This is a genomic window from Enterobacter sp. JMULE2 (genome assembly GCF_013337145.1).
GTDB classification, from domain to species: Bacteria; Pseudomonadota; Gammaproteobacteria; order Enterobacterales; family Enterobacteriaceae; genus Enterobacter; species Enterobacter mori.
Genome location: NZ_SGWD01000017.1, coordinates 109,285 through 127,808, shown reverse-complemented (window position 1 = coordinate 127,808; position 18,524 = coordinate 109,285). Strand labels below are relative to the sequence as shown.

The window sequence follows — 18,524 nt, the reverse complement described above, 5'->3', positions numbered from 1 at the left end:
CTAACAAGTAAACCTGTCATTTTTCCGCTGCAGGCATGCTGTCGGTAGCGTGAATTATCCAGGGCACGTTAAAAGAGAAACACTATCATGACGGATAAATTGACCTCCCTTCGTCAGTTCACCACTGTCGTAGCTGACACCGGAGATATCGCGGCAATGAAGCTGTACCAGCCGCAGGATGCCACAACCAACCCTTCTCTGATCCTTAACGCCGCACAGATCCCTGAGTATCGCAAACTGATTGACGACGCAGTGACCTGGGCGAAAGCACAGAGCAGCGACCGCGCGCAGCAGGTTGTGGACGCTACCGACAAGCTGGCAGTAAACATCGGTCTGGAAATCCTGAAACTGGTTCCTGGCCGTATCTCTACCGAAGTGGATGCACGTCTCTCCTACGACACCGAAGCGTCTATCGCGAAAGCGAAACGTCTGATCAAAATGTACAACGATGCTGGCATCAGCAACGACCGTATCCTGATCAAACTGGCTTCTACCTGGCAGGGCATCCGCGCTGCAGAGCAGCTGGAAAAAGACGGTATCAACTGTAACCTGACCCTGCTGTTCTCCTTCGCGCAGGCGCGTGCATGTGCAGAAGCGGGCGTATACCTGATTTCTCCGTTCGTGGGCCGTATTCTGGACTGGTACAAAGCCAACACCGACAAGAAAGAATACGCACCGGCTGAAGATCCAGGCGTGGTTTCTGTTACTGAAATCTACGAATACTACAAACAGCACGGCTATGAGACCGTGGTTATGGGCGCAAGCTTCCGTAACGTCGGTGAAATCATCGAGCTGGCTGGCTGTGACCGCCTGACCATCGCCCCTGCGCTGCTGAAAGAGCTGGCAGAAAGTGAAGGCACGCTTGAGCGTAAACTGTCCTACACCGGTGAAGTGAAAGCACGCCCAGAGCGCATCACGGAATCCGAGTTCCTGTGGCAGCACAACCAGGATCCAATGGCAGTAGACAAACTGGCGGACGGTATCCGTAAGTTTGCTGTTGACCAGGGCAAACTGGAAAAAATGATCGGCGACCTGCTGTAATCATTCCGCGTGACCGGGCTCCCGGTCACGCCTCTTACCCCCGCCTCTGTCTGAATTTCCTCTCTGCGTGTATCATTCCCTTTAATCAGTACTTTTTGAATGGAATGGATATGAATACCTTACGCATCGGCCTGGTGTCGATTTCTGACCGCGCCTCCAGCGGTGTTTATCAGGATAAAGGCATCCCTGCTCTTGAAGAGTGGCTGGGCAGCGCGCTGACCACCCCGTTTGAGATCCAGACTCGCCTGATCCCGGACGAGCAGCCGATCATCGAGCAGACCCTGTGTGAACTGGTGGATGAGATGAGCTGTCATCTTGTTCTGACGACGGGCGGAACCGGCCCCGCGCGGCGCGACGTGACGCCGGACGCGACGCTGGCGGTTTCCGATCGCGAAATGCCGGGCTTCGGTGAACAGATGCGGCAGATCAGTCTACACTTTGTTCCGACGGCCATTCTTTCCCGCCAGGTGGGGGTGATCCGCAAGCAGGCGTTGATCCTGAACCTGCCGGGCCAGCCGAAGTCGATCAAAGAGACGCTGGAAGGGCTGAAAGCAGAAGATGGCAGCGTCATTGTGCACGGTATCTTTGCAAGTGTACCGTATTGTATACAGCTGCTTGACGGCCCCTATGTGGAAACCGATGAAAAAGTAGTAGCAGCTTTTCGTCCCAAAAGCGCTCGCCGCGAAACAATCTCCTGAAAATAACGAAAGTGTGACATTAGCGTCAGCCGCAGTAGCGTGTAAACGGATTTACGATATAGTAATTTTTTCTTTACGATCACTGTAAAAATAAATCCACAACACACGCATAATGGTTCGCTATGTCACATAACACCCGACCTCTGAATCGACAGGACTACAAAACCCTCACGCTTGCGGCCTTAGGTGGCGCGCTGGAATTTTACGATTTCATTATCTTTGTCTTCTTCGCCGCCGTGGTGGGGGAACTCTTCTTCCCGGCGGATATCCCGGAATGGCTGCGTCAGGTGCAAACCTTCGGCATTTTTGCCGCCGGGTATCTGGCGCGTCCGCTGGGTGGCATTGTGATGGCGCACTTTGGCGATCTGGTCGGGCGTAAGAAGATGTTTACCCTCAGTATCCTGCTGATGGCCGTGCCCACGCTGGCTATTGGTCTGCTGCCCACCTATGCCTCGATGGGTATCCTTGCGCCGTTGCTGCTGTTGCTGATGCGTATTCTCCAGGGGGCGGCCATCGGTGGTGAAGTTCCAGGCGCGTGGGTATTTGTGTCCGAGCATGTGCCTGCCCGTCGCATCGGGATCGCCTGTGGAACCTTAACCGCGGGGCTCACCGTCGGGATCTTACTGGGGTCGGTGGTGGCGACGATTGTGAATACCAGCATGACGCAACAGGCCGTTCATGAGTGGGGCTGGCGTCTTCCGTTCCTGCTGGGCGGGGCGTTTGGCCTGGTGGCGATGTACCTGCGACGCTGGCTGCAGGAGACGCCGATATTCCTGGAGATGCAGCAGCGCAAAGCGCTGGCGCAGGAGCTGCCGGTGAAAGCCGTCGTGGTACGCCATAAAAAAGCGGTAGTGGTGTCGATGCTTCTTACCTGGTTGCTTTCGGCGGGTATTGTCGTGGTGATATTAATGTCGCCGGTTTGGCTGCAGAAACAGTATGGATTCGCCCCGGCGGTGACGCTGCAGGCAAACAGTATCGCGACCATTATGCTCTGCTTTGGCTGTCTTGCCGCCGGGCTGGCGGCGGATCGGTTTGGGGCCAGCGTTACCTTTATCGTCGGCAGCCTGTTGCTGGCCGCGTCGAGCTGGGCATTTTACCATCTGGCGGGCAGCCATCCTGAACAGCTGTTCCTGCTGTACGGCGTGGTAGGGCTGTGCGTGGGCGTCGTGGGTGCAGTGCCTTACGTGATGGTGCGAGCCTTCCCGCCGGAAGTCCGTTTCAGCGGTATCTCTTTCTCTTATAACGTGTCGTATGCCATTTTCGGTGGACTGACGCCGATTGCGGTGACGGTATTGATGGGCGTGTCTCCCATGGCTCCGGCCTGGTACGTGCTGGCGCTCTCGCTGATGGGGCTGGGATTAGGGATTTGGCTGAGGCAGACGCGGGGATGTCGTGCCCGCGAGGCGGGCACGACAGAGGGATCAGTGTTTTTCACCAATCGGTAGAATGGTGCGGCCGAACTGCTCGTTCAGCACTTCGCCCATTGCCAGGTAAATAGCGCTTGCGCCGCACACCAGGCCTATCCAGCCCGCAACGTGTACGATGCCTTCGTTATCCACCAGGTGGCCGATGGCCAGCAGGGCGAACAGCACGGTCAGGCTCAGGAAGACGAACTGCAGCGCGCGGTTACCTTTCAGGGTGCCGAAGAACATGAACAGGGTGAACACGCCCCACAGACCCAGGTAAACGCCCAGGAAATGCGCGTTTGCCGCGTCTGCCAGGCCCATTTTAGGCAGCAGCAGAATGGCAACCAGCGTCAGCCAGAAAGAGCCGTAAGAGGTAAAGGCGGTTAAGCCGAAGGTGTTGCCTTTCTTATATTCCAGCAGGCCCGCGAAGATTTGCGCGATACCGCCGTAAAAAATGCCCATCGCCAGAATAATGCCATCCATCGGGAACATCCCGATGTTGTGCAGGTTCAGCAGGATAGTGGTCATGCCAAAACCCATCAGGCCCAGCGGAGCCGGATTAGCCAACTTAGTGTTGCCCATAAGTCCTCAAAAAAATCATCATTTATATGGTGAAATGGTTAAACCCGCGTCAATACTCCCTGACGGGGCGCGGCATAATAAGGGGCGCAATCGATGCCGTCTATGATCTCATCAGGGGGAAATTAAAATTTTTTTTATACGTCCCCCTTGATGGATGCCGTTGCGACCCCATCTTGTAAGCAACCGCAGTGTGTGGACCTGAAAAAAATCAAATCTGGGCAGTTGAAAAAGCACGTTCTGCCCTTATTACAGGTACACAACCACATGTTGACTGAATTTTTAGTGGAGACGTTTAGATGGGTAAAATTATTGGTATCGACCTGGGTACTACCAACTCTTGTGTAGCGATTATGGATGGCACTACTGCACGTGTGCTGGAGAACGCCGAGGGCGATCGCACCACGCCTTCTATCATTGCTTATACCCAGGATGGTGAAACTCTGGTTGGTCAGCCGGCTAAACGTCAGGCAGTGACAAACCCGCAAAACACCCTGTTTGCGATCAAACGCCTGATTGGCCGCCGCTTCCAGGACGAAGAAGTTCAGCGTGACGTTTCCATCATGCCTTACAAAATCATCGCGGCAGATAACGGCGATGCATGGCTTGATGTGAAAGGCACCAAAACTGCACCACCGCAGATTTCTGCTGAAGTGCTGAAGAAAATGAAGAAAACCGCTGAAGATTACCTGGGTGAGCCGGTAACTGAAGCTGTTATCACCGTACCTGCCTACTTCAACGATGCTCAGCGTCAGGCAACCAAAGATGCTGGCCGTATCGCAGGTCTGGAAGTAAAACGTATCATCAACGAACCAACCGCGGCTGCACTGGCTTACGGTCTGGATAAAGAAGTTGGCAACCGCACTATCGCGGTTTACGACCTGGGTGGTGGTACCTTCGATATCTCTATCATCGAAATCGACGAAGTTGACGGCGAAAAAACCTTCGAAGTTCTGGCAACCAACGGTGATACCCACCTGGGTGGTGAAGACTTCGATACCCGTCTGATCAACTACCTCGTTGACGAGTTTAAGAAAGATCAGGGCATTGACCTGCGTAACGACCCGCTGGCGATGCAGCGCCTGAAAGAAGCCGCTGAGAAAGCGAAGATCGAGCTGTCTTCCGCTCAGCAGACCGACGTGAACCTGCCGTACATCACTGCAGACGCGACCGGTCCTAAACACATGAACATCAAAGTGACCCGTGCGAAACTGGAAAGCCTGGTAGAAGACCTGGTGAACCGTTCCATCGAGCCGCTGAAAGTTGCACTGCAGGACGCTCGCCTGTCCGTGTCTGACATTCAGGACGTTATCCTGGTGGGTGGTCAGACCCGTATGCCAATGGTTCAGAAGAAAGTGGCTGAGTTCTTTGGTAAAGAGCCACGTAAAGACGTTAACCCGGACGAAGCGGTCGCAATCGGTGCTGCGGTTCAGGGTGGCGTACTGACCGGTGAAGTGAAAGACGTACTGCTGCTGGACGTTACCCCGCTGTCTCTGGGTATCGAAACCATGGGCGGTGTGATGACTGCGCTCATCAACAAAAACACCACCATCCCGACGAAACACAGCCAGGTGTTCTCTACCGCTGAAGACAACCAGTCTGCGGTAACCATCCATGTGATTCAGGGTGAGCGTAAGCGTGCGGCGGATAACAAATCTCTGGGTCAGTTCAACCTGGACGGTATCAACCCGGCACCGCGCGGCATGCCGCAGATCGAAGTCACCTTCGACATCGATGCTGACGGTATCCTGCACGTGTCTGCGAAAGACAAAAACAGCGGTAAAGAGCAGAAGATCACCATCAAGGCATCTTCTGGTCTGAACGAAGCGGAAATCGAAAAAATGGTTCGTGATGCCGAAGCTAACGCGGAATCAGACCGTAAATTCGAAGAGCTGGTTCAGACCCGCAACCAGGGTGACCATCTGCTGCACAGCACCCGTAAGCAGGTTGAAGAAGCAGGCGATAAACTGCCAGCAGAAGACAAGACTGCTATCGAAGCTGCACTGACTGCGCTGGAAACCTCACTGAAAGGTGAAGATAAAGCGGATATCGAAGCGAAGATGCAGGAGCTGGCGCAGGCTTCCCAGAAGCTGATGGAAATCGCTCAGCAGCAGCACGCTCAACAGCAGGCGGGCGCTGATGCATCTGCGAACAACGCGAAAGACGACGACGTTGTCGACGCTGAGTTCGAAGAAGTGAAAGACAAAAAATAATCGCCCTTTGAACGGGTAATTACTGGCACGGGCGAAGAGGTTTCCTCTCCGCCCGTGCACGCATGTTAGGGGCAGATAAAAAAGATGGCTAAGCAAGACTATTACGAGATTTTAGGCGTTTCCAAAACAGCGGAAGAGCGTGAAATCAAAAAGGCGTATAAGCGCCTGGCCATGAAATTCCACCCGGACCGTAACCAGGGTGATAAAGAGGCTGAAGCCAAATTTAAAGAGATTAAAGAAGCCTACGAAGTCCTGACCGATGCACAAAAACGTGCGGCCTATGACCAGTATGGTCACGCAGCCTTTGAACAGGGCGGCATGGGTGGCGGTGGATTCGGTGGCGGCGGCTTTGGCGGTGGCGCTGATTTCAGCGATATCTTTGGCGATGTATTCGGCGACATCTTCGGCGGTGGGCGTGGTCGTCAGCGCGCAGCGCGCGGCGCGGACCTGCGTTATAACATGGATCTGACGCTGGAAGAGGCCGTTCGCGGCGTCACCAAAGAGATCCGCATCCCGACGCTGGAAGAGTGTGACGTTTGCCATGGCAGCGGCGCGAAAGCGGGTACGCAGCCACAGACCTGTCCAACCTGTCACGGTTCCGGTCAGGTGCAGATGCGCCAGGGCTTCTTTGCGGTACAGCAGGCCTGTCCGCATTGTCACGGTCGCGGTACGCTGATTAAAGATCCGTGCACCAAATGCCACGGCCACGGTCGCGTTGAGAAAACGAAAACCCTGTCCGTTAAAATCCCGGCTGGCGTTGATACGGGCGACCGCATCCGTCTGGCAGGTGAAGGCGAAGCGGGCGAGCATGGCGCACCGGCAGGCGATCTGTACGTTCAGGTTCAGGTGAAGCAGCACGCAATTTTTGAGCGTGAAGGCAACAACCTGTACTGCGAAGTGCCGATCAACTTCGCGATGGCGGCGCTGGGCGGTGAAATCGAAGTGCCGACGCTGGATGGTCGCGTAAATCTGAAGGTACCAGGCGAAACCCAGACCGGCAAACTGTTCCGCATGCGCGGGAAAGGCGTTAAATCCGTTCGCGGTGGTGCGCAGGGTGACCTGCTGTGCCGCGTAGTTGTGGAAACGCCGGTTGGCCTGAACGACAAGCAGAAACAGCTGCTGAAAGAGCTGCAGGAAAGCTTTGGCGGCCCGACGGGTGAGAAAAACAGCCCGCGCTCCAAAAGCTTCTTCGATGGCGTCAAAAAATTCTTCGATGATTTAACGCGCTAATCCGTTAGCTGTTAAGTGTCCTTAAAAAGCCCGGAAGCGATTCCGGGCTTTTTCTATTTGAAGGTATAGCTCGGTAAAACTGAATCTATACTCAATATTAATCTGTTTTTGCCGAGTTGTTTGGCTTGGTATTATGGTTTTATCGAGGTATTGTTGTAAAAGAGAGAACTTAAATGAAATTACTACACCGTTTCTTTAGCAGTGAAGCGTCCGGTGGCGTGATCCTGATTATTGCTGCAGCGGCCGCGATGGTGTTGGCGAACGTAGGATTAACACGCGATCTCTACCATGCATTTCTGGAAACGCCCGTTGAGCTGAAGGTCGGGGCGCTGGAAATCAACAAGAACATGCTGCTGTGGATCAACGATGCGCTGATGGCGGTGTTTTTCCTGCTGGTGGGTCTTGAGGTTAAGCGTGAACTGGTGTTGGGCTCGCTTGCCAGCCGCCAGCGCGCCGCGTTTCCGGTGATTGCCGCGCTCGGTGGGATGGTTGTTCCGGCGTTACTTTTCCTTGCATTCACCTGGCAGGATCCGATGGCGCGCCACGGCTGGGCTATTCCGGCCGCGACGGATATTGCTTTTGCCCTCGGGGTATTAGCCCTGCTGGGTAGCCGCGTGCCGGTGGCGCTAAAAATCTTCCTGATGGCGCTGGCGATCATCGATGACCTGGGCGCTATCGTCATTATCGCGCTCTTCTATACCAGCGATCTGTCAATCCTGTCGCTGAGCGTGGCCGCTGGGGCAATTGCGGTGCTGGCACTGCTGAACATCTTTAACGTCCGCCGCATTGGTATCTACATCCTGGTGGGGATGGTGCTTTGGACGGCGGTGCTGAAATCGGGCGTGCATGCCACGCTGGCGGGCGTAATTGTGGGCTTCCTTGTGCCGCTTAAGCCGCAGGATGGCAAATCTCCGGCAAAACAGCTGGAGCATGTGCTGCATCCGTGGGTCGCCTTTATGATCCTGCCGCTGTTTGCGTTTGCCAACGCGGGCGTTTCCCTCGGCGGCGTGACGCTGGACGGCCTGACATCCGTGCTGCCGCTGGGCATCATTGCTGGCTTGTTTATCGGTAAGCCATTGGGGATCAGCCTCTTTTGCTGGCTGGCGATTAAACTGAAGCTGGCGTCTTTACCGAATGGCACTACGTTTAAGCAGATTATGGCCGTGGGCGTGCTCTGCGGAATCGGGTTTACGATGTCGATCTTTATCTCGACGCTGGCGTTTGGGACGCATGCGCCTGAGCTTATCGTCTGGGCAAAACTCGGCATTCTCATCGGGTCATTACTGGCTGCGGTCATCGGTTATACCTTGTTGAAGGCGAAATTGCCCGGACAGGCTGTTCAGGCATAACAGGAAACCGGGAGGAGGGGCTCCTTCTCCCGATACACACTCAGGGAGAGAACACGCGATGTCTCATTTAAATTACAACCATCTGTACTACTTCTGGCACGTCTATAAACAGGGCTCGGTGGTGGGGGCGGCAGAGGCGCTCTACCTGACGCCGCAAACCATCACCGGGCAAATCAAGGCGCTTGAAGAGCGTCTGCAGGGCAAGCTGTTCAAGCGTAAAGGTCGCGGCATTGAACCCAGCGAACTGGGTGAACTGGTGTTTCGCTATGCTGACAAGATGTTCACCCTGAGCCAGGAGATGCTGGACATCGTCAACTACCGCAAAGAGTCGAACCTGCTCTTTGACGTAGGTGTGGCGGATGCGCTGTCGAAACGGCTGGTGAGCGGCGTGCTGGATGCGGCGGTGGTAGAAGACGAGCAAATCCACCTGCGCTGCTTTGAATCCACTCACGAGATGCTGTTGGAACAGTTGAGCCAGCATAAGCTGGACATGATTATCTCGGACTGCCCGATCGACTCCACCCAGCAGGAAGGGCTGTTCTCAGTAAAAATTGGCGAATGCGGCGTCAGCTTCTGGTGCATTAACCCGCCGCCGGAAAAACCGTTCCCCGCGTGCCTTGAAGAGCGTCGCCTGCTGGTGCCGGGAAGGCGCTCCATGCTCGGACGCAAGCTGTTGAACTGGTTTAACTCGCAGGGGCTGAACGTGGAAATACTCGGTGAGTTCGACGACGCTGCGTTAATGAAAGCCTTTGGCGAAGCGCATAACGCGATCTTCGTTGCGCCAACGCTGTACGCGCACGATCTCTATTCAGACGACAAGATTACGGAGATTGGCAGGGTAGATAACGTGATGGAGGAGTACCACGCGATATTCGCCGAAAGAATGATTCAGCACCCGGCGGTGCAGCGTATCTGCAACCGTGATTACTCGGCACTGTTTACGCCACCGGCAATCTGAAGGCATAAAAAAACCCGCGTTAAGCGGGTTCTTTAAACAAGCAACAACAAGTAGCGATTAAGCCAGTTTGTTGATCTGCGCGGTCAGGTTTGCTTTATGACGCGCTGCTTTGTTTTTGTGGATCAGACCTTTAGCAGCCTGACGATCCACGATTGGTTGCATTTCGTTAAATGCGTTCTGCGCTGCAGCTTTGTCGCCAGCTTCGATTGCTGCGTATACTTTCTTGATGAAAGTACGCATCATAGAGCGACGGCTTGCGTTGTGCTTACGAGCCTTTTCAGACTGAACGGCACGTTTCTTAGCTGATTTGATATTAGCCAAGTCCAACTCCCAAATATGTTCTATGTGGACAATTCAAAGGCCGAGGAATATGCCCTCTTTGCCTTCTTTTGTCAATGGATTTGTGCAAATAAGCGCCGTTAATTAGCGACGCTACGTTACGTAGTGATGGCGCAGGATTCTACCAGCTTGTCTTCCGTGAATACAGCCTTTCGGCATAAAAATCGCAGTTCCCGGACAGATTTTTTCGCTGTGAAAGGTCAGCATGATGAAATCATTACGGCTTTCTGTTTTGCGTGAACAATCGCCGGTTAACCTTAACCGCTGTACAAGGTATACTTTGGCGATTTTCACTGTTTTGAGCCAGACATGAAGCTGATACGCGGCATACATAATCTCAGCAAAGCCCCGCATGGGTGCGTGCTGACCATTGGTAATTTCGACGGCGTGCATCGTGGTCATCAGGCGCTGTTGCAGGGATTGCGTAAAGAAGGGGAGGCCCGTGGCCTACCCGTTGTGGTGATGATTTTTGAGCCGCAGCCGCTTGAGCTGTTTGCGGGAGAAAAGTCTCCCGCCCGTCTGACTCGCCTGCGCGAGAAATTGCGCTATCTGGCAGAGTCCGGCGTGGACTACGTATTGTGCGTGCGTTTCGATCGCCGCTTTGCCGCGCTGACAGCACAAACGTTTGTCAGCGACCTGCTGGTGAAGCGTCTTGGCGTGCAGTTTCTTGCCGTGGGTGATGATTTCCGCTTTGGCGCTGGTCGTCAGGGCGATTTCTTGCTATTACAGAAGGCTGGTCTGGAGTACGGATTTGACGTCACCAGCGCAATGACTTTCTGTGAAGGCGGCGTGCGCGTCAGCAGCACGGCGGTACGCCAGGCGCTGGCCAATGATGAACTGGACACCGCAGAAAACTTGCTGGGTCATCCGTTCACCATCTCTGGCCGCGTGGTGCATGGCGATGCGCTGGGCCGCACGATAGGTTTCCCGACGGCGAATATACCGCTGCGTCGTCAGGTCTCCCCGGTTAAAGGGGTGTATGCGGTAGAAGTGGCAGGACTGGGCGATAAACCGTTTTACGGTGTCGCCAATATCGGCACGCGTCCTACCGTTGCCGGTGTGCGTCAACAGTTAGAAGTGCACCTACTGGACGTTGTAATGGACCTTTATGGTCGCCATATAGATGTAATACTGCGTAAAAAGATACGCAACGAGCAGCGATTTGGTTCGCTGGATGAACTCAAAGCGCAAATTGCGCGAGATGAATTGACGGCCCGCGAGTTTTTTGGGCTTTAGAACCGGCTTAACTGCCTACGTGATAAATACGGAACCGAGAATCTGATGAGTGACTATAAATCAACCCTGAATTTGCCGGAAACAGGGTTCCCGATGCGCGGCGATCTCGCCAAGCGTGAACCGGGAATGCTGGCGCGTTGGACCGATGATGACCTGTACGGCATCATTCGTGCAGCCAAAAAAGGCAAAAAAACCTTCATTCTGCATGATGGCCCTCCATATGCGAATGGCAGCATTCATATTGGTCACTCGGTTAACAAGATTCTGAAAGACATTATCGTGAAGTCCAAAGGCCTCACGGGATATGACTCGCCTTACGTTCCGGGCTGGGACTGCCACGGTCTGCCAATCGAGCTGAAAGTGGAGCAAGAGTTTGGCAAACCGGGTGAGAAGTTCACCGCCGCCGAGTTCCGTGCGAAGTGCCGCGAATACGCCGCTACGCAGGTTGACGGTCAGCGTGCTGACTTCATCCGTCTGGGCGTGCTGGGCGACTGGTCGCACCCGTACCTGACCATGGACTTCAAAACCGAAGCCAACATCATCCGTGCGCTGGGTAAAATCATCGGTAACGGACACCTGCACAAAGGCGCGAAGCCGGTGCACTGGTGCGTGGACTGCCGCTCTGCGCTGGCAGAAGCGGAAGTGGAGTATTACGACAAAACCTCTCCATCTATCTATGTTGCGTTTGATGCTGTGGACCCTGCAGCAGTGAAGTCAAAATTCGGAGCTGGCTCTGTTGAAGGACCTGTATCCCTTGTTATCTGGACAACCACTCCGTGGACTTTGCCTGCAAACAGGGCGATCACGCTTAGTCCGGATTTCGAATATGTGATGCTAAACTTCCAGGGCAAAAACTACATTGTTGCTGATGGATTGTCTGCTCAATTTATGCAAGTACTGACCTTGGAGAATGATGCTTCTGAAGGTGTTGCTCCAAGTTTAACGAAAATTAAAGGCGACGCTCTTGAGCTGATGCGCTTCAAGCACCCGTTCCTGGACTTCGACGTTCCGGCGATCCTGGGCGACCACGTAACGCTGGAAGCGGGTACCGGTGCGGTACATACCGCCGGTGGCCACGGTCCTGACGACTACAACATCAGCCTGAAATACGGTCTGGAAATCGCTAACCCGGTTGGGCCCGGACGGCTCTTACCTGCCAGGCACCTACCCGGCGCTGGACGGTATCAACGTCTTCAAAGCGAACGACATCATCGTTGACATGCTGCGCACCAGCGGCGCGCTGCTGCACGTCGAAAAAATGCAGCACAGCTATCCGTGCTGCTGGCGCCACAAGTCGCCGATCATCTTCCGTGCGACCCCGCAGTGGTTCGTCAGCATGGATCAGAAAGGCCTGCGCGAGCAGTCTCTGAAAGAGATCAAAGGCGTGCAGTGGATCCCTGACTGGGGCCAGGCGCGTATCGAATCCATGGTGGCTAACCGTCCTGACTGGTGTATCTCCCGTCAGCGTACCTGGGGCGTGCCGATGTCTCTGTTCGTGCATAAAGAGACGCAGGAGCTGCACCCGAACACGCTGGAACTGATGGAAGAAGTGGCGAAGCGCGTCGAAGTTGACGGCATTCAGGCGTGGTGGGATCTCGACTCGCGCGACATCCTGGGCGCTGACGCAGACAGCTACGAGAAAGTGCCGGATACCCTGGACGTGTGGTTCGACTCCGGGTCTACCCACTCCTCAGTGGTTGATGTGCGTCCTGAGTTTGCCGGTCACGCTGCCGACATGTATCTGGAAGGCTCTGACCAACACCGCGGCTGGTTCATGTCATCCCTGATGATCTCCACCGCCATGAAGGGTAAAGCACCTTACCGCCAGGTACTGACTCACGGCTTCACCGTGGACGGTCAGGGCCGTAAGATGTCCAAGTCCATCGGTAACACCGTTTCTCCGCAGGATGTGATGAACAAACTGGGCGCAGACATTCTGCGTCTGTGGGTGGCATCCACCGATTACACCGGCGAAATGGCGGTGTCTGACGAGATCCTGAAGCGTGCCGCCGACAGCTATCGTCGTATCCGTAATACCGCGCGCTTCCTGCTGGCGAACCTGAACGGGTTCGATCCAGTGAAAGATATGGTGAAACCGGAAGAGATGGTCGTGCTGGACCGCTGGGCGGTAGGCTGCGCGAAAGCGGCGCAGGACGATATCCTGAAAGCCTATGAGTCTTACGACTTCCACGAAGTGGTGCAGCGCCTGATGCGCTTCTGCTCCATTGAGATGGGCTCGTTCTACCTCGACATCATCAAAGACCGCCAGTACACCGCGAAAGCGGACAGCGTGGCGCGTCGTAGCTGCCAGACCGCGCTGTTCCACATTGCAGAAGCGCTGGTGCGCTGGATGGCACCGATCATGTCCTTCACCGCGGATGAAATCTGGGGCTACCTGCCGGGCGATCGTGAGAAGTATGTCTTCACGGGCGAGTGGTACGAAGGTCTGTTCGATCTCTCCAGCACTGAAGCAATGAACGACGCCTTCTGGGACGAACTGCTGAAAGTGCGCGGCGAAGTGAACAAGGTTATCGAGCAGGCGCGTGCTGACAAGAAAGTCGGTGGCTCTCTGGAAGCGGCAGTGACCCTGTACGCGGAACCGGAGCTGGCGGCCAAACTGACCGCGCTGGGCGATGAATTACGATTTGTCCTGTTGACCTCCGGTGCGAAAGTTGCGGATTATGCCGACGCTACTGCTGATGCTCAGCAGAGTGAACTGCTCAAAGGCCTGAAAGTCGCACTGAGCAAAGCCGACGGTGAGAAATGCCCGCGTTGCTGGCATTACACCACCGATGTTGGCCTGGTGGCGGAACACGCAGACATCTGCGGACGCTGTGTAAGCAACGTCGCCGGTGACGGCGAAAAACGTAAGTTTGCCTGATGAGTAAAACTCTCTGTTCAACAGGACTGCGCTGGCTGTGGCTGGTTGTGGTGGTGCTAATTATCGATCTGGGCAGCAAGTTCCTGATCCTCCAGAATTTTTCTCTGGGGGATACGGTTCCGCTGTTCCCGTCGCTTAACCTGCACTACGCCCGCAACTACGGCGCGGCGTTCAGTTTCCTTGCCGACAGCGGTGGCTGGCAGCGCTGGTTCTTCGCGGGTATCGCTCTCGGTATCTGTGTGATCCTGGCGGTGCTGATGTACCGCTCGAAGGCCACGCAAAAGCTGAATAACATCGCCTACGCGCTGATCATTGGCGGCGCGCTGGGTAACCTGTTTGACCGCCTGTGGCACGGCTTTGTGGTCGATATGATCGACTTCTACGTCGGCGACTGGCACTTCGCGACCTTTAACCTGGCCGATACGGCAATTTGTATCGGTGCGGCGTTAATCGTGCTGGAAGGCTTCCTGCCGAAACCCGCCGCGAAAGAGCAGGCGTAATACACTCGCCCGGTGGTGTAATGTCACCGGGCAAAACAAGCGAGCAATTTGCATGTCTAAATCCGTACAGAGCAACAGCGCGGTTCTCGTTCACTTCACGCTGAAGCTGGATGATGGCTCAACGGCTGAATCCACCCGCAATAACGGCAAACCGGCCCTGTTTCGTCTTGGCGATACCTCACTTTCTGAAGGTCTTGAGCAACAGCTTCTGGGTCTGAAAGAGGGCGAGAAAAAAGCGTTTTCGCTGGAGCCGGATGCGGCATTTGGCGTGCCAAGCCCGGACCTGATCCAGTATTTCTCGCGCCGTGAGTTCATGGACGCGGGCGAGCCAGAAATCGGGGCGATTATGCTCTTTACCGCTATGGACGGCAGCGAAATGCCTGGCGTGATCCGCGAAATCAACGGCGATTCTATCACCGTCGATTTCAACCATCCGCTTGCCGGGCGTACCGTTCATTTTGATGTCGAAGTGCTGGAGATCGATCCGGCACTGGAGGAGTAAAATGCAGATCCTGTTGGCTAACCCGCGCGGCTTCTGCGCCGGTGTAGACCGCGCTATCAGCATTGTTGAAAACGCGCTGGAGATTTACGGCGCGCCGATTTACGTGCGTCACGAAGTGGTGCACAACCGCTACGTGGTCGACAGCCTGCGCGAGCGCGGCGCCATCTTTATTGAGCAGATCAGCGAAGTGCCGGACGGTGCGATCCTGATCTTCTCCGCGCACGGCGTCTCTCAGGCGGTACGCAACGAGGCGAAAAGCCGCGATCTGACCGTATTTGATGCCACCTGTCCTTTGGTGACAAAAGTGCATATGGAAGTGGCGCGCGCCAGCCGTCGCGGTGAAGAGTCGATTCTGATTGGCCATGCCGGTCATCCGGAAGTTGAAGGCACCATGGGTCAGTACAGTAACCCGGAAGGGGGGATGTATCTGGTCGAGTCGCCTGAAGATGTCTTTACGCTGAACGTGAAAAACGAAGCGCGACTGTCGTTTATGACGCAGACGACGCTCTCCGTAGACGATACCTCTGACGTGATTGACGCCCTGCGCCAGCGCTTCCCGAAAATCGTCGGGCCGCGTAAGGATGACATCTGCTACGCCACCACTAACCGTCAGGAAGCAGTGCGTGCGCTGGCTGAACAGGCGGACGTGGTGCTGGTCGTCGGCTCCAAAAACTCCTCTAACTCTAACCGTCTGGCCGAACTGGCGCAGCGGATGGGGAAAGCAGCATTTCTGATTGACGATGCGACGGACATTCAGGAAGCGTGGGTCAAAAATGCGGCCTGCGTTGGCGTTACCGCAGGCGCTTCCGCGCCGGATATCCTGGTGCAGAACGTGATTACCCGTCTGCAGGAGCTGGGCGGTGGCGACGCGGTTCCACTGGAAGGGCGCGAAGAGAACATCGTGTTTGAAGTTCCGAAAGAACTGCGAATTGATGCCCGCGAAGTGGAATAATCCCTCTTCTGATGAAAGGCCAGCACCTCCTGTGCTGGCCTTTTTTTTACCCGTTACTTTATCGTGACCACAAAATCATGTCTTTTACTGATATTTAAGCCGGTTTCACGTTAAATTCTAATTATCGGTGTTTTCAGTTGGCAGCCTCAGCGAAGGCTGGTTAATCTGAAAACGGTTTACATCATTTTAACGTAAGAGAATAACTATGCATGATGCACAGATCCGTGTCGCTATTGCGGGCGCGGGTGGACGTATGGGCCGCCAGCTGATTCAGGCGGCGCTACAGATGGATGGTGTGGCACTTGGCGCGGCGCTGGAGCGTGAAGGTTCATCACTACTTGGCACCGATGCGGGTGAGCTGGCGGGCGCAGGCCACACGGGCGTAACCGTGCAGAGCAGCCTGGAGGCGGTAAAAGATGACTTTGATGTGTTCATCGATTTTACGCGCCCTGAAGGCACATTGAATCACCTGGCGTTTTGCCGTCAGCATGGCAAAGGGATGGTGATCGGCACGACCGGTTTTGATGATACCGGCAAGCAGGCAATTCAGGATGCGTCGAACGAGATTGCGATCGTCTTCGCTGCCAACTTTAGCGTAGGCGTTAACGTGATGCTGAAGCTGCTGGAAAAGGCGGCGAAAGTGATGGGTGACTATACCGACATTGAAATTGTTGAAGCGCATCACCGCTATAAAGTCGACGCGCCATCAGGCACGGCGCTGGCAATGGGCGAAGCGATTGCTTATGCAATGGATAAAGACTTAAAAGACATTGCGGTCTATTCTCGCGAAGGTCATACGGGCGAACGCGTTCCGGGAACCATTGGCTTCGCAACTGTGCGAGCAGGTGATATCGTCGGCGAACATACCGCGATGTTCGCCGATATCGGCGAACGCGTAGAGATCACGCATAAGGCATCTAGCCGAATGACATTTGCAAATGGCGCAGTGCGCTCCGCGTTGTGGTTAAAAGGCAGGCGTAATGGTCTTTTTGATATGCGAGATGTACTCAATCTCAACAATTTGTAAGCATTATTACCCATCGTGATGTGGTTATTGCAGTCGTAATATATTGATTGCATAGGGCAATAATTTATTGCCCTTTTATTTTATCATCTTTGCGAGTGTTATCCTGTTAAAGCCTTAAAACTATATCTCTTCTCTCTGTTTTGCGTTGCGCAATTGTAAATTTTGACCATGTGGTCCACTTTTTATTGCCCCGCGCACGAAATTCCCATTAAACTTACCGCGCAAGCGTTTTCCAGAATGATTTGCCTGATCTTTTTGCCCGTTAAATCGCATTCCAGCCGCCAGGCTCGTAAAAGAATAAACAAAATATCCGTTTTGAGTTGACTTTTACCCACCAAATCCCCAGAATGCCGCCGTTTGCCAAAAATCCGCTGGCAACACATTTGCATTGATTTATGACGTGGTTGTGAATTAATATGCAAATAAAGTGAGTGAATATTCTCTGGAGGGTGTTTTGATTAAGTCAGCGCTATTGGTTCTGGAAGACGGAACCCAGTTTATCGGTCGGGCCATAGGGGCAACAGGTTCGGCGGTTGGGGAAGTCGTTTTCAATACTTCAATGACCGGTTATCAAGAAATCCTCACTGATCCTTCCTATTCTCGCCAAATCGTTACTCTTACTTATCCTCATATCGGCAATGTCGGCACCAATGCGGCTGACGAAGAATCTTCTCAGGTACATGCGCAAGGCCTGGTCATCCGCGACCTGCCGCTGATTGCCAGCAACTTCCGTAATACCGAAGACCTCTCTTCTTACCTGAAGCGCCATAACATTGTGGCGATTGCCGATATCGATACCCGTAAGTTAACGCGTCTGCTGCGCGAGAAGGGTGCACAGAACGGCTGCATCATCGCGGGTGACAACCTCGATGCGACGCTGGCGCTGGAAAAAGCGAAAGCCTTCCCGGGCCTGAACGGCATGGACCTGGCGAAAGAAGTGACCACCGCTGAGGCCTACAGCTGGACGCAGGGTAGCTGGACGCTGGAAGGCGACCTGCCGGAAGCGAAAAAAGAGAGCGAGCTGCCGTTCCACGTGGTGGCCTATGACTTTGGCGCCAAGCGCAACATCCTGCGCATGCTGGTTGACCGCGGCTGCCGCCTGACGGTGGTTCCGGCACAAACGTCTGCTGAAGACGTGCTGAAGATGAATCCGGACGGTATTTTCCTGTCCAACGGTCCTGGTGACCCGGCGCCGTGCGATTACGCCATCGCCGCCATCAAGTCCTTCCTGGAAACCGATATCCCGGTATTCGGCATCTGCCTTGGCCATCAGCTGCTGGCGCTGGCGAGCGGTGCGAACACCGTTAAGATGAAGTTCGGCCACCACGGTGGTAACCACCCGGTGAAGGACATCGATAACAACACGGTGATGATCACCGCGCAGAACCACGGCTTTGCCGTCGATGAAGCCTCTATGCCGGCTAACCTGCGCGTGACCCATAAGTCGCTGTTCGATGGCACCCTGCAGGGTATCCACCGTACCGATAAGCCAGCGTTCAGCTTCCAGGGCCACCCTGAAGCCAGCCCGGGCCCACACGATGCCGCGCCGCTGTTCGATCACTTCATCGAACTTATCGAGCAATACCGTAAGACCGCTAAATAATCAGGAGCCG

The 18,524-nt window shown here is 54.7% G+C and carries 15 protein-coding genes and 3 pseudogenes; 16 read left to right on the top strand and 2 right to left on the bottom strand.

What is annotated here, in order from left to right:
• The first annotated feature begins 87 nt into the window (after positions 1-87).
• The 3 genes from tal to EXW94_RS22725 all read left to right on the top strand — a co-directional run bounded on the left by tal (position 88) and on the right by EXW94_RS22725 (position 3,184).
• On the top strand, positions 88-1,041 hold the full coding sequence (gene tal / locus EXW94_RS22735; RefSeq protein ID WP_120159195.1) for a transaldolase: 954 nt from the start codon (positions 88-90) through the stop codon (positions 1,039-1,041).
• A gap of 110 nt (positions 1,042-1,151) precedes the next feature.
• Positions 1,152-1,739, top strand: coding sequence for a molybdopterin adenylyltransferase (gene mog, locus EXW94_RS22730; RefSeq protein WP_120159196.1), 588 nt, complete (start codon positions 1,152-1,154; stop codon positions 1,737-1,739).
• Positions 1,740-1,861: 122 nt separating this feature from the next.
• Positions 1,862-3,184, top strand: coding sequence for an MFS transporter (locus tag EXW94_RS22725; protein ID WP_174341070.1), 1,323 nt, complete (start codon positions 1,862-1,864; stop codon positions 3,182-3,184).
• Here EXW94_RS22725 and satP read toward each other — a convergent pair.
• Positions 3,161-3,727: an acetate uptake transporter gene (satP, locus tag EXW94_RS22720; protein WP_010427072.1), complete on the bottom strand. Its 567-nt coding sequence runs from the start codon at positions 3,725-3,727 to the stop codon at positions 3,161-3,163. The two genes, EXW94_RS22725 and satP, sit on opposite strands and share 24 nt — an antisense overlap.
• A gap of 296 nt (positions 3,728-4,023) precedes the next feature.
• On the opposite strand from satP, the gene dnaK reads away from it, so the two are divergent.
• From dnaK to nhaR, 4 genes are all read left to right on the top strand, one after another.
• Positions 4,024-5,937, top strand: coding sequence for a molecular chaperone DnaK (gene dnaK / locus EXW94_RS22715; protein ID WP_174341069.1), 1,914 nt, complete (start codon positions 4,024-4,026; stop codon positions 5,935-5,937).
• Between the two features lie 84 nt (positions 5,938-6,021).
• Entirely contained in the window at positions 6,022-7,167 is a 1,146-nt protein-coding gene (gene dnaJ / locus EXW94_RS22710) for a molecular chaperone DnaJ (protein ID WP_010427068.1), read from the top strand.
• Between the two features lie 173 nt (positions 7,168-7,340).
• Positions 7,341-8,516, top strand: coding sequence for a Na+/H+ antiporter NhaA (gene nhaA, locus EXW94_RS22705; RefSeq protein WP_174341068.1), 1,176 nt, complete (start codon positions 7,341-7,343; stop codon positions 8,514-8,516).
• A 58-nt stretch (positions 8,517-8,574) separates the two neighbouring features.
• Complete coding sequence (gene nhaR / locus EXW94_RS22700) at positions 8,575-9,474, top strand: transcriptional activator NhaR (protein ID WP_003856462.1); 900 nt, start codon at positions 8,575-8,577, stop codon at positions 9,472-9,474.
• Between the two features lie 57 nt (positions 9,475-9,531).
• Here nhaR and rpsT read toward each other — a convergent pair whose 3' ends face one another.
• The gene (gene rpsT, locus EXW94_RS22695) at positions 9,532-9,795 is read right to left on the bottom strand and encodes a 30S ribosomal protein S20 (protein WP_003856458.1); all 264 of its coding nucleotides are present in this window, start codon (positions 9,793-9,795) and stop codon (positions 9,532-9,534) included.
• A 101-nt stretch (positions 9,796-9,896) separates the two neighbouring features.
• On the opposite strand from rpsT, the pseudogene EXW94_RS28335 reads away from it, so the two are divergent.
• The 9 genes and pseudogenes from EXW94_RS28335 to carA all read left to right on the top strand — a co-directional run bounded on the left by EXW94_RS28335 (position 9,897) and on the right by carA (position 18,514).
• Positions 9,897-10,115, top strand: a pseudogene (locus EXW94_RS28335) (DUF2575 domain-containing protein).
• Positions 10,116-10,122: 7 nt separating this feature from the next.
• Positions 10,123-11,049, top strand: a complete 927-nt coding sequence (gene ribF / locus EXW94_RS22685) for a bifunctional riboflavin kinase/FAD synthetase (protein ID WP_010427064.1) — start codon at positions 10,123-10,125, stop codon at positions 11,047-11,049.
• 45 nt (positions 11,050-11,094) lie between these two features.
• Positions 11,095-11,878: pseudogene (locus EXW94_RS28600) on the top strand (class I tRNA ligase family protein); the annotation flags it as partial.
• A 122-nt stretch (positions 11,879-12,000) separates the two neighbouring features.
• Positions 12,001-13,930 (top strand): annotated as a pseudogene (gene ileS / locus EXW94_RS22680) (isoleucine--tRNA ligase); the annotation flags it as partial.
• Complete coding sequence (gene lspA, locus EXW94_RS22675; RefSeq protein WP_108417119.1) at positions 13,930-14,430, top strand: signal peptidase II; 501 nt, start codon at positions 13,930-13,932, stop codon at positions 14,428-14,430. The pseudogene ileS and the gene lspA, both read left to right, overlap by 1 nt.
• 52 nt (positions 14,431-14,482) lie before the next feature.
• The gene (gene fkpB / locus EXW94_RS22670) at positions 14,483-14,932 is read left to right on the top strand and encodes an FKBP-type peptidyl-prolyl cis-trans isomerase (protein WP_015572634.1); all 450 of its coding nucleotides are present in this window, start codon (positions 14,483-14,485) and stop codon (positions 14,930-14,932) included.
• A gap of 1 nt (position 14,933) precedes the next feature.
• Entirely contained in the window at positions 14,934-15,884 is a 951-nt protein-coding gene (gene ispH, locus EXW94_RS22665; protein WP_010427054.1) for a 4-hydroxy-3-methylbut-2-enyl diphosphate reductase, read from the top strand.
• 205 nt (positions 15,885-16,089) lie between these two features.
• Positions 16,090-16,911, top strand: a complete 822-nt coding sequence (dapB, locus tag EXW94_RS22660) for a 4-hydroxy-tetrahydrodipicolinate reductase (protein ID WP_174341067.1) — start codon at positions 16,090-16,092, stop codon at positions 16,909-16,911.
• 454 nt (positions 16,912-17,365) lie between these two features.
• Positions 17,366-18,514, top strand: a complete 1,149-nt coding sequence (gene carA / locus EXW94_RS22655; protein WP_010427050.1) for a glutamine-hydrolyzing carbamoyl-phosphate synthase small subunit — start codon at positions 17,366-17,368, stop codon at positions 18,512-18,514.
• Positions 18,515-18,524 lie beyond the last annotated feature (10 nt).